The following is an 11,801-nucleotide window of genomic DNA, read 5'->3' as shown; positions in this document are numbered from 1 at the left end:
CACGCGATGTTCAACACCATGACCGTGACCAAGGCAGCCGGCGCCTTCATCGGCGCACTGCTGTTTCTGATGCTGGCGAACTGGGCAGCCAGCGCGCTGTTCCATGTCGGGTCCTCAGGGCATGGCGGCGAACATGGCGAAGAGGAAATCACCCAGGCCTATGCGATCGACGTGCCCGAGACCGCCGCGGGCGGCGAGGAAGCCGAGGTCGAGGAGATCGACTTCGAGGCCCTGATGGCCGAAGCCGATGTCGCGGCCGGTGAGAAGCAGTGGGCCAAGTGCCGGTCCTGTCACGCCCTTGACGGCAGCGACGGTGTCGGCCCGCATCTGAACGGCGTCGTCGGCCGCGAGGTCGCCAGTGTGGCGGGCTTCGGTTATTCCGGCGCCATGACCGACCACGCCGCCGAGGTTCCCGTCTGGGACGTCGAGGCGATCCAGCACTTCATCGAAAACCCGCGCGGCGTCGTGGCGGGCACCGCGATGTCCTTCGGCGGCCTGAAGAAGCCCGAGGACCGCGCCAACGTCATCGCCTATATCGAGAGCCAGTCCTGATCGCCTGAACGGCCGGGATTGATGACAGGGGCGCGGCCGGCAGGTCGCGCCCTTTTTCGTGGACCCTGCAAGGGCTTTGCGAAAACGCGGCACTTCACGAAAACGCGGCTTGAAGCCCGGCGGCCTGCTGGCCTAGCCTTTCCCGATCGTGACCAAGGAGCTTGCACCATGCGCCGCACCGCCCTGATTGCCCTGCTGCTGACCGGCCTGTCGCTTGGCCCGGCCATGGCGCAAGACGCCGACGGAATGACGCGCACGCACGGGGTCTCGATCTTCGGCGATCTGGCGCTGCCCGCCGATTTCGACCACCTGCCCTATGTGAACCCCGATGCCCCCAAGGGCGGAGAGATGTCGCAGTCGATCCCGAATTCGATGGGGTTCGACAATTACAACCCCTTCACCTTCCGCGGGAGGGCGGCGGCGCTGTCGACGGTGATGCTGGAATCCATCCTCGAGGCCCCCGCCGACGAAGTGGGCGCGGCCTATTGCCTGATCTGTGAAAGCCTGGAATATCCCGAAAGCCGCGATTGGGTGATCTTCAACTTGCGCCCCGAGGCGCGCTTCAGCGACGGCACGCCGCTGACCGCCGACGACGTGCTGTTCAGTTATGAGACGCTGCGCGACAAGGGGCTGTCCAGCTTTCGCGTGGTGATCAAGCAGCAGGTGGCCAAGGCCGAGGTGCTGGACGATCACCGCATCCGCTTTACCTTCACCCCCGATTATCCGCGTCGCGACGTGATCCAGTCCGTGGGCAGCCTGCCGATCTTCAGCCGTGCCGATTTCGAGGCGAACGACCGCGACCTGGAACAGACCATGCAGGTGCCGATGGTCGGATCGGGGCCCTATGTCTTCGACAGTGCCGATCTGAACCGCAACATCACTTTCCGTCGCAACCCCGATTACTGGGGCGCCGATCTGCCGATCAACAAGGGTCGGCATAATTTCGACCGGCTGCGCTATGAGTATTTCTCGGACTACGATGCTGCGTTCGAAGCTTTCAAGGCCGGAGAATACACCTTTCGGAAAGAGGTCAGCAGCATCATCTGGGCCAACCGCTATGATTTCCCGGCCATGCAGAAGGGCTGGGTGAAGCAGGAAACGCTGCCGGACGGGAATGTCGCATCCGGTCAGGCCTGGGTGATGAACCTGCGCCGCCCCAAGTTCCAAGACGTCCGCGTCCGCGAGGCGATCGGGCTGATGTTCAACTTCGAATGGTCGAACGAGGCGCTGTTCTATGGCCTTTACAACCGGGTCGACAGTTTCTGGGAAAACAGCGACCTGGAAGCGACGGGAACCCCCTCCGAAGGTGAACTGGCCTTGCTGGAACCGCTGGCCGCCGATCTGCCCGACGGCGTCCTGACGGATGAGGTGGTCACCGCCCCCGTCAGCGGCGAACGCCAGACCGACCGGAAAAACCTGCGCAAGGCGGCCGACCTGCTGAGCCAGGCGGGCTGGGAAACCGGCAGCGACGGCCTGCGCCGCAACGCGGAAGGCCAGGTGCTGACCTTGGAGATCCTGAACGACAGCCAGACCTTCGACCGGGTCATCAACCCCTTCGTCGAAAACCTGCGCGCCCTTGGCATCGATGCGCGCAACAGCCGCGTCGACAATGCCGAATACGAAAACCGCGCCCGCAGCTTTGATTTCGACATCATCAGCGACCATCTGGGCCAGCCAGAGATCCCCGGCGCGGGCCTGCAGCAGGCCTTCGGGTCCGCGAATGTCGGCGACGTCTTCAACCCCGCGGGGCTGGCCAATCCGGCCATCGACGCGCTGATCACCCAGGTCGAAGCCGCCTCCACCCAGGATGAACTGAACACCCGCGTCCACGCGCTGGACCGCACCCTGCGCAGCCTGCATCTGTGGGTGCCGCAATGGTACAACGCCAATTACCTGGTCGCCTATTACGACCAGTTCGGCCGCCCCGAGACGCTGCCCCCTTATGCCTTGGGGGAAATGGATTTCTGGTGGTACGACGCCGACAAGGCGCAGGCGCTGCGCGATGCCGGTGCTCTGCGGCCCTAGGGCATTTCGCTTGATTTTCGATGCCCGATTGCCGACAAGACGGGCCAATGACAGAAGGGGCCGCCAAGGCCCGAATGACCCTGCGAGGGGGACGGAAGGGCCAGGCCGATGGGCGCCTATATCCTGCGGCGTTTGCTGCTGATCATCCCGACACTGATCGGCATCATGCTGGTCAACTTCACGCTGACCCAATTCGTGCCGGGCGGCCCGATCGAACAGATCGCTGCGCAGATCCAGGGCGAAGGCGACGCGTTCCGAAACATCTCGGGCGGCGGCGCCGAAGCGGGGCAGGCGGCACCTTCGGGTTATGAGGGTGCGCGCGGCCTGCCGCCCGAATTCATCGCTCAGTTGGAACAGGAATTCGGCTTCGACAAACCGCCGGTCGAACGCTTCTTCACCATGCTGTGGAATTACCTGCGCTTCGATTTCGGGACCAGCTGGTTCAGGTCGATCAGCGTCGTCGATCTGGTGGTTGAAAAGATGCCCGTGTCGATTACGCTGGGGCTGTGGTCCACGGTGATCGCCTATGTCATCTCGATCCCGCTTGGCATCCGAAAGGCGATGCGGGACGGATCGCGTTTCGACACATGGACCTCGGGCGTGATCATCATGGCCTATGCCATCCCGGCGTTCCTCTTCGCGGTGCTGCTGATGGTGCTGTTCGCGGGCGGCAGCTATTGGCAGATCTTCCCGCTGCGCGGCCTGACATCGGACAATTTCGCGGACCTGTCCGCCTGGGGCAAGATCAAGGATTACGCCTGGCACGCCACCCTGCCGGTGCTGGCCGCCACGATCAGCAGCTTTGCCACCCTGACCCTGCTGACCAAGAACAGCTTCCTGGACGAGATCAACAAGCAATACGTGATGACCGCCCGCGCCAAGGGCCTGACGGAACGGCGGGTCCTTTACGGCCATGTCTTCCGCAACGCCATGCTGATCGTGATCGCGGGCTTTCCGGCGATGTTCCTGGGCGTCTTCTTCGGGTCGTCCATCCTGATCGAGACGATCTTCTCGCTGGACGGGCTGGGCCGCCTGGGCTTCGAGGCGGCGGTGCAGCGCGACTATCCGGTGATCTTCGGCACGCTCTATGTCTTTGGCCTGCTGTCGCTGGTCGTCGGCATCCTGTCGGACCTGATGTATGTCTTCGTCGATCCGCGCATCGACTTTGAAAAGAGGGCGGGCTGATGGCGATGTCCGAACTGAACCGCCGCCGCTGGCGCAATTTCCGCCGCAACGGGCGCGCCTTCTGGTCGCTGGTGATCTTTGCGATCCTGTTCGTGGTGGCGATGCTGGCCGAGGTGGTGGCCAATGACAAACCCGTCGTCGTCAGCTTTCGCGGAGAGCTGTTCTTCCCGGCCTATAATTTCTATCCCGAAACCGCCTTCGGCGGCGATTTCGGAACCGAGGCCATCTATCGCGACGAGGCGGTGCAATGCCTGATCGTCTCGGGCGGCCGCGAGGAATGCTGGGACGAGCCCGAGGGCTTCATGGCCGCCGTCCGGTCAGGATCGACCGACGTCCCCAAGGCCGAACAGGGCTGGATGATCTGGCCGCCGATCCCCTATCACTTCCGCACCATCAACAATGTGGGTACCGCGCCCTCTGCGCCCGATGGCAATCACTTGCTGGGCACCGACGACACGGCGCGCGACGTGCTGGCGCGGGTGATCTACGGGTTCCGCACCTCGATCCTGTTCACGCTGATCGTCACGGTGGTCGCATCCACCATCGGCATCGCGGCAGGGGCGGTGCAGGGCTATTTCGGCGGGCGGACCGACCTTGTCTTCCAGCGGGTGCTGGAGATCTGGGCATCCACCCCCGGCCTTTATGTCATCATCATCCTCTTCGCGATATTGGGACGCAGCTTCTGGCTGCTGGTCTTCGTGACCATCCTGTTTGGCTGGCCCGCCTTGGTGGGCGTGGTCCGGGCGGAATTCCTGCGGGCGCGGAACTTCGAATATGTCCGTGCGGCCCGCGCGCTTGGGGTGGGCGACATGAAGATCATGTTCCGCCACATCCTGCCCAACGCCATGGTTGCGACGCTGACCATGCTGCCCTTTGTCGTCACCGGCACCATCAGCGGGCTGGCAGCGCTGGATTACCTTGGCTATGGCCTGCCCGCAGGGTCGGCATCGCTGGGGGAAATGGCGCTGCAGGCCAAGCAGAACCTGCAGGCGCCCTGGCTGGCCTTCACCTCGTTCTTCACCTTCGCGATCATGCTGTCGCTTCTGGTGTTCATCTTCGAGGGGGTGCGTGACGCCTTCGACCCCAGAAAGACCTTCCGATGACCGGACCTGACGACCAGGGTGAACTGCACCCGACCATCCCCGCGCCCGGCGCCGAGGCTGCCGTGGCCGAAGGTCATGGTGGCCCGATGCCCGGCAGCGCCGATGGCCGGGCGATCGATGCGGGCGCGTCGAATGCCGTGCTGGATGTGCGCGACCTGAAGATCGGTTTCCGGTCCGAAGGTCAGCTGACCTTGGCCGTCAAGGGCGTCAGCTTCCATGTCGGGCGCGGCGAGACCGTGGCGCTGGTGGGCGAATCGGGATCCGGGAAATCGGTGACCGCGCTCAGCACGGTGCAGCTGCTGGGGGCCTCGGCCGAGGTTCAGGGATCGGTCCTGTATGCGGGACGCCAGATGGTCGGCGCGTCGGACCGAACCTTGCGCGAAATCCGCGGCAACGACATCAGCTTCATCTTTCAGGAACCGATGACGTCGCTGAACCCGCTGCACACGCTGGAAAAGCAGCTGTCGGAAAGCTTGGCGCTGCATCAGGGGCTGACGGGGGCCAAGGCGCGGGCGCGGATCGTGCAGCTGCTGGACCGCGTGGGCATCCGCGACGCCGAAAGCCGCCTGGCCGATTATCCGCACCAGCTGTCGGGTGGTCAGCGCCAGCGCGTGATGATCGCCATGGCGCTGGCCAACGGGCCGGACCTGCTGATCGCGGATGAACCGACGACGGCGCTGGACGTGACCATCCAGGCGCAGATCCTGGACCTGCTGGCGGAATTGAAGGCCGACGAAGGTCTGTCGATGCTGTTCATCAGCCATGACCTTGGCATCGTGCGGCGCATCGCCGACCGCGTCTGCGTCATGAAGAACGGCGAGATCGTCGAGCAGGGCCCGGTCGACCGGATCTTTGCCGACCCCCAGCATCCTTATACGCGCAAGCTGCTAGCCGCGGCGCCCGCGGGCGTGGCCGAGCCCTTGCCCGCCGATGCGCCGCTGCTGGTCCAGACCCGCGATCTGAAGGTCTGGTTCCCGGTCAAGCGCGGGCTGATGCGCCGCGTCGTCGGCCATATCAAGGCGGTCAACGGCGCGACGCTGGACCTGCGCGCGGGTCAGACCCTGGGCATCGTCGGCGAATCGGGCAGCGGCAAGACCACGCTGGCCTTGGCCATCATGCGGCTGATCGAAAGCGACGGGCCGATCCTCTACATGGGGCAGGACATCCAGGGCTGGGGCTCGAAACAGCTGCGCGCCCTGCGCCGCGACATGCAGATCGTGTTCCAGGACCCGTTCGGCAGCCTGTCGCCGCGCATGACGGTCGAGCAGATCATCACCGAAGGCCTGGGCGTCCACGGCGTCGAGCCGGGCCGCGACCGCCGCCAGATGGTCGCCGAGATCATGACCGAGGTCGGGTTGCAGCCCGATATGATGCACCGCTATCCGCATGAATTCAGCGGCGGCCAGCGCCAGCGCATCGCCATTGCCCGCGCCATGATCCTGCGCCCCAAGGTGGTGGTGCTGGACGAACCGACCAGCGCACTGGACATGACCGTGCAGGTCCAGATCGTCGATCTGCTGCGCAACCTTCAGCGCAAATACGGGCTGGCCTTCCTGTTCATCAGCCACGATCTGCGCGTCGTGCGGGCCATGTCGCATGACATCATGGTCATGCGCGCCGGCGAGGTCGTCGAACAGGGCAGCGCCGCGCAGATCTTCGACGCGCCATCGCATGACTACACCATCAATCTGCTCAGGGCGGCATTTCCACAGGGACGTCCGTGAAGATCCTTTTCGTCCACCAGAACTTTCCCGGCCAGTTTCCCCATCTTTCCACCGAACTGACCCGCCGCGGCCACGAGGTCCTGGCGCTGACCGATGAAAAGAACCAGCGCAGCAGCGCGGTCCGCACGCTGCGCTACAAGGCGCCCGATGGGGTCAAGACCGACAGCCCCCTGGGGCGGGTCTATTCCGAACATGCCGAACGGGGGCTGATGGCCGCACGCGGCGCGCGTGCGCTGCGCGACCGCCACGGATTTCACCCCGACGTCATCATCGGCCATCCGGGCTGGGGCGAGACGCTGTTCCTGCGCGAGATCTGGCCCGAGGCCCGCCTGCTGGTCTATGCCGAGCTGATGTACCGCACGCGCGGCCATGACGTCGGCTTCGACCCCGAGATCAGCCCCGCCACCGATGAAGGCCGGTTCATGACCGTCGCGCGGTCCGCCCATCTGATGCAGGGCGTGCTGCAGGCCGACGCCGCCATCGCGCCCACCCGCTATCAGGCCGACAGCTTTCCCCCCGACCTGCGCGGCAAGATCACGGTCGTCCATGACGGGATCGACACCGATCTTGTCTGCCCCGACCCCTATGCCAGCCTGACGCTGCCGGACGGCACCGTCCTGACCCCGCAGGACGAGGTCCTGTCCTTTGTCTCGCGGTCGCTGGAACCCTATCGCGGGTTCCACGTGCTGATGCGTGCCCTGCCGCAGGTCCTGAAGGCCAGGCCCCATGCCAAGGTGGTACTGATCGGGGCCGAGGGTGTCAGCTATGGCGGCAAGCCGCGCGATGCGGGCAGTTGGAAGGAAAAGCTGTTGGCCGAGGTGGGCGGGCAGCTGGACCTGTCGCGGGTGCATTTCCTGGGGCGGGTGCCCTATGACAGCTATCTGTCACTGCTGCGCGTGGCACGGGTTCATTGCTATCTGACCTATCCCTTCGTGCTGTCCTGGTCCCTGACCGAGGCAATGGCGGCGGGCTGCTATGTCGTGGGGTCGGACACGGAACCGGTGCGCGAACTGATCACGGATGGCGAAAACGGGCGGCTGGTGCCGTTCTTTGACGTGGATGCCTTGGCGGGCGCGCTGATCCGCGGCCTTGCGGGCGATCCCGACGCGCCGCGCCTGCGCCAAGCGGCGCGCGACACGATCGTGCAGGGCTATGACTTGCGCAGCCGCTGCCTGCCTGCCCAGATCGACTGGGTGGAAAGCCAGGGGGCGATGCGCTAAACCCTTTGGACTTCACGAAAGAGGCCCAGATGGTCCAGATCCGACTGACGAACACCCGCACGAAGCGCAAGGAAGCCTTTGCGCCAATCGATCCCGACAATGTCCGTCTGTATCTGTGCGGACCGACGGTTTATGACCGCGCGCATCTGGGCAATGCCCGGCCCGTTCTGGTCTTCGACGTGCTGGTACGGCTCTTGAACCACATCTATGGCGGCGATCACGTCACCTATGTCCGCAATTTCACCGACGTGGACGACAAGATCAACGCCGAGGCGCAGCGTCGCCGCGCTGCAGGATCAACGCTGTCGCTGGAGGCGCTGATCGACGAACGCACCGCCGAAACCATCGGCTGGTATCACGCCGACATGGATGCGTTGGGCGCGATGCGCCCCGATCACGAACCGCGCGCCACCCAATACATCGACCAGATGATCGCGATGAACGCGGACCTGATCGCCAGGGGCCACGCCTATGAGGCCGAGGGGCATGTGCTGTTCGACGTGCGGTCCTTCCCCGAATACGGCAAGCTGTCGGGCCGATCGGTCGATGACATGATCGCGGGCGCGCGGGTCGAGGTGGCGCCTTTCAAGCGCGACCCGATGGATTTTGTGCTGTGGAAGCCGTCGTCGGACGATCTGCCGGGGTGGGACAGTCCCTGGGGTCGCGGGCGTCCGGGCTGGCATATCGAGTGCTCGGCCATGTCGGCGGCGTTGCTGGGCACGCATTTCGACATCCATGGCGGCGGCATCGACCTGCAGTTCCCGCACCACGAGAACGAGATCGCGCAGAGCTGCTGCGCCCATCCTGGCGAGGGTTTCGCCAATATCTGGCTGCATAACGAGATGCTGCAGGTCGAGGGCAGGAAGATGTCCAAGTCACTTGGCAACTTCTTTACCGTCCGCGACCTGCTGGACCGGGGCGTGGCCGGAGAGGTGATCCGTTTCGTCATGCTGTCCACCCATTACCGCAAGCCGATGGACTGGACCGAGGCCAAGGCCGCCGATGCCGAAGCGGTGCTTCGGCGGTGGCATGGGCTTGTCGCGGGCATCGAGCCCGCGACAAGCCCGGCACCCTCGGTGATCGCGGCGCTTGCCGATGACCTGAACACGGCGGGTGCCATTGCGGCGTTGCACGGGTTGGCGGCCAAGGGGGACGGCGCTGGGCTGCTGGCCTCGGCGCGGATGCTGGGGCTGTTGCTGCCGGAACTGGCGGGATGGGCCATGGCCGATGGCGCGGCCTCGGCGCAGATCGAGGCCTTGCTGGCGGCACGGCTGGAGGCCCGCAAGGCCCGCGACTTCGCGCGCGCCGATGCGATCCGCGACGGCTTTGCCGCTGCCGGGGTCGAGGTCAAGGACACGCCCGCCGGCCCGGAATGGTCGCTGTCCGCAGGGTTTGATCCGGAACGTCTGGCCGAACTGGCACGGACGCAGGGCGCATGACCATCGAAGCCTGCACCGAGATGCTGCGCCAGCACGATCCAGACCGCTTCGGGGCCGTGTTGGCTGCGGAAACCGATGATCGGGCGGCGCTGGTCACGCTCTATGCGCTGAACCTAGAAATTGCCCGCGCGCCCTTTCAGTCCGCTGAGCCGATGCTGGCCGAGATGCGGCTGCAATGGTGGGTGGACCGGCTGGAGGAGATGGGGCAGGGGACCCCGCCGCCCCTGCATGACGTGCTGACGCCCCTGTGGGATGCTTGGGGGCAGGATGCCGGTGCGCTGGTGGCCTTGGCCGAGGCTCGCCGCCGTGATTGCGCGCGCGAACCGTTTCGCAGCGTCGATGAAGTGGTGGCCTATGTCGATGCCACGGCGGGTGCGCTGATGTGGGCGGCGGCGCATCGCTGTGGCGCCCCCGAAGGCACGCGCGAGATCGTGGCCCATCAGGCACGGGGTGCGGGGATTGCCGCCTGGCTGCGCGCCTTGCCCGCCTTGCAGGCAATTGGAATGGGCATGGATCGCCCCGATCCCGAACATCCGAAGGCCCTGTCGGCGATCGGGCGCGACGGGCTGCGCATGGCGGCGCGGCTGCATTGCAAGCTGCCCGCCCGTGCGGCGGCGGCGCTGTATCCCGGACCGCGCGTGCCGCGCCTGCTGAGCGAGATCGCCTCGGGGCGGGTGGATGCTTATGTGGAAACGGTGCCGCTGACGCCGTTCCAGCGGCGCGCATCGCTGGCGCGGCTGGCCATGACCGGGCGCTGGTGGCGCTGAGGGGACTGCAGAAACCTCTTTTCCTTCCGGGGCAGCTATGGAAGGAATTGAAGGGTAACCCGGCTGATCGGGCAGGATGAAAGGGACGCGATGGCCAAGTTCGACGCAGAGGCAAGGGCGGGTCTGTCCCTGATCGCACCGCCATTCCTCTATGCGCTGGTTATCCTGGCCGCGCCGCTGCTGACGATCCTGGCCTATAGCTTTCTGACCGACGGCTATCTGGAAATCATCCGCGATTTCACCTGGACGAACTATGCGCAGGTGATGTCCGATCCCATCGTGCGGGTGGTGATGACGCGGTCGCTGATCGTGGCGATGGTGGTGACGGCGGTAACGGTCCTGCTGGCCTTTCCGGTCGCCTATTACGTCAGCTTCGTGGTGCGGCCCGAACGGAAATCGCTGTGGCTGTTCCTGATCACCATCCCCTTCTGGACCAGCTACCTGATCCGGGTTTTCCTGTGGAAGGTGATCCTCGGCTATAACGGCGTCGTCAATTCGTCGCTGACAGGGCTTGGCATCATCGACGAGCCGCTGACCTTCATCCTCTACAACGTCAATTCCATCGTGATCACGCTGGCCCATGCCTATGCGCCCTTCGCGATCCTGCCGATCTTCGTGGCGCTGGAGAAAATCGACCGTTCCCTGCTGGAGGCCGGGCGCGACCTGGGCGAAAGCCGGGCGATGACCTTCTGGCGGGTGACGCTGCCCTTGGCGATGCCGGGCGTTCTGGCGGCGGTGCTGATCGTCTTCATCCCGACCATCGGCGATTACGTCACCCCCGAGGTGATCGGCGGCGGCAAGATCCCGATGATCGCCAACATGATCCAGGTCCAGATGCTGGCGCTGGACAACCGTCCCCTGGGGTCCGCCTTGGCGGTGACCGCCATGCTGATCGTCGCGGTGATCAGCCTGATCTTCCTGTTCCTGAACCGCCGCTTCCTGAAGGTGCGCCAATGAGCATCCATTCCAAGGGGCGGGGTCTTCAGGCCTATGCGGTCCTGTACCTGCTGTTCCTTTATGCGCCGATCCTGCTGTTGCCGATCTTTGCCTTCAATTCCGGCACGATCATCGCTTTTCCGTTGCAGGGTTTCACCACCGAATGGTTTTCCCAGATGTGGGCGAACGCGACCCTGCGCCGGGCGCTGACCAATTCGCTGACCATCGCGGTCAGTTCGTCGGTGCTGGCGACCTGCCTCGGGGTCTTTGCGGCCCGCGCATCGACGCGCTTTCGCTTTCCGGGGCGTGGGGGGATGATGGGCTTCATCATGCTGCCCATGGTCCTGCCCGAAATCATCGTGGCCATGTCGCTGCTGGTCGTGCTCTTGGGCATGGGGGTGCAGCTGTCCTTGCTGACGGTGATCCTGGGCCACGCGCTGATCTGCATGCCCTATGCCATCGCGATCCTGTCCACGGCCTTTTCCAGCCTCGACCGGTCGCTGGAGGAAGCGGCCTTCGATCTGGGCGAAAGCAAATGGGGGGCCTTCCGGCTGATCACGCTGCCTTTGGTCATGCCGGGGATCATCAGCTCGCTGCTGATTTCCTTCACGATCAGCCTGGATGAATTCATCATCGCCTTCTTTCTGGCAGGGAACGAACCGACCCTGCCGACCTACATCTTCAGCCAGCTGCGCTTTCCGCGCGCGATCCCCGTCATCATGGCGCTTGGGACGGTGCTGGTGATCCTGTCGATCGTCCTTCTGGCGATCGGCGAATATTTCCGCCGCCGGGGCAATGCCCGCATCGGCGGCTCGCCCACCGGAGGGTTGCTGTGACCGACGCCAAGCCG

10 protein-coding genes are annotated in these 11,801 nt (G+C 64.9%); all 10 read left to right on the top strand.

From position 1 onward, the window contains the following. Positions 1 to 6: 6 nt before the first annotated feature. The 10 genes from DKT70_RS02730 (at position 7) to DKT70_RS02685 (ending at position 11,787) form a co-directional block, all read left to right on the top strand. Positions 7 to 552 carry a c-type cytochrome gene (locus tag DKT70_RS02730; protein WP_111557681.1) on the top strand — a complete coding sequence of 182 codons (546 nt, stop codon included), beginning with the start codon at positions 7 to 9 and terminating at the stop codon, positions 550 to 552. Positions 553 to 720: 168 nt separating this feature from the next. Continuing rightward, positions 721 to 2,577 carry an extracellular solute-binding protein gene (locus tag DKT70_RS02725; protein WP_111557680.1) on the top strand — a complete coding sequence of 619 codons (1,857 nt, stop codon included), beginning with the start codon at positions 721 to 723 and terminating at the stop codon, positions 2,575 to 2,577. 108 nt (positions 2,578 to 2,685) lie between these two features. Continuing rightward, complete coding sequence (locus tag DKT70_RS02720; protein WP_111557679.1) at positions 2,686 to 3,762, top strand: microcin C ABC transporter permease YejB; 1,077 nt, start codon at positions 2,686 to 2,688, stop codon at positions 3,760 to 3,762. Then, entirely contained in the window at positions 3,762 to 4,865 is a 1,104-nt protein-coding gene (locus DKT70_RS02715; protein ID WP_111557678.1) for an ABC transporter permease, read from the top strand. Before DKT70_RS02720 ends, DKT70_RS02715 begins: the two co-directional genes overlap by 1 nt. Before the next feature lie 86 nt (positions 4,866 to 4,951). After that, the gene (locus DKT70_RS02710) at positions 4,952 to 6,589 is read left to right on the top strand and encodes an ABC transporter ATP-binding protein (RefSeq protein WP_111557905.1); all 1,638 of its coding nucleotides are present in this window, start codon (positions 4,952 to 4,954) and stop codon (positions 6,587 to 6,589) included. Beyond that, positions 6,586 to 7,809: a glycosyltransferase gene (locus DKT70_RS02705; protein ID WP_111557677.1), complete on the top strand. Its 1,224-nt coding sequence runs from the start codon at positions 6,586 to 6,588 to the stop codon at positions 7,807 to 7,809. Before DKT70_RS02710 ends, DKT70_RS02705 begins: the two co-directional genes overlap by 4 nt. Positions 7,810 to 7,838: 29 nt before the next feature. Then, positions 7,839 to 9,248 carry a cysteine--tRNA ligase gene (gene cysS, locus DKT70_RS02700; RefSeq protein WP_111557676.1) on the top strand — a complete coding sequence of 470 codons (1,410 nt, stop codon included), beginning with the start codon at positions 7,839 to 7,841 and terminating at the stop codon, positions 9,246 to 9,248. After that, complete coding sequence (locus tag DKT70_RS02695) at positions 9,245 to 10,015, top strand: squalene/phytoene synthase family protein (RefSeq protein WP_111557675.1); 771 nt, start codon at positions 9,245 to 9,247, stop codon at positions 10,013 to 10,015. Before cysS ends, DKT70_RS02695 begins: the two co-directional genes overlap by 4 nt. Positions 10,016 to 10,105: 90 nt before the next feature. After that, a complete protein-coding gene (locus tag DKT70_RS02690) occupies positions 10,106 to 10,972 on the top strand; it encodes an ABC transporter permease (protein WP_072295638.1) in 867 nt (288 codons plus the stop codon). Beyond that, positions 10,969 to 11,787: an ABC transporter permease gene (locus DKT70_RS02685; RefSeq protein WP_111557674.1), complete on the top strand. Its 819-nt coding sequence runs from the start codon at positions 10,969 to 10,971 to the stop codon at positions 11,785 to 11,787. Before DKT70_RS02690 ends, DKT70_RS02685 begins: the two co-directional genes overlap by 4 nt. Positions 11,788 to 11,801: the final 14 nt, after the last annotated feature.

The sequence above is a fragment of the Paracoccus sediminilitoris genome, from assembly GCF_003259195.1.
Taxonomy (GTDB): Bacteria; Pseudomonadota; Alphaproteobacteria; order Rhodobacterales; family Rhodobacteraceae; genus Paracoccus; species Paracoccus sediminilitoris.
Note: the sequence above shows the minus strand (reverse complement) of the source record. Positions and strands in the feature narration are given on the sequence as shown.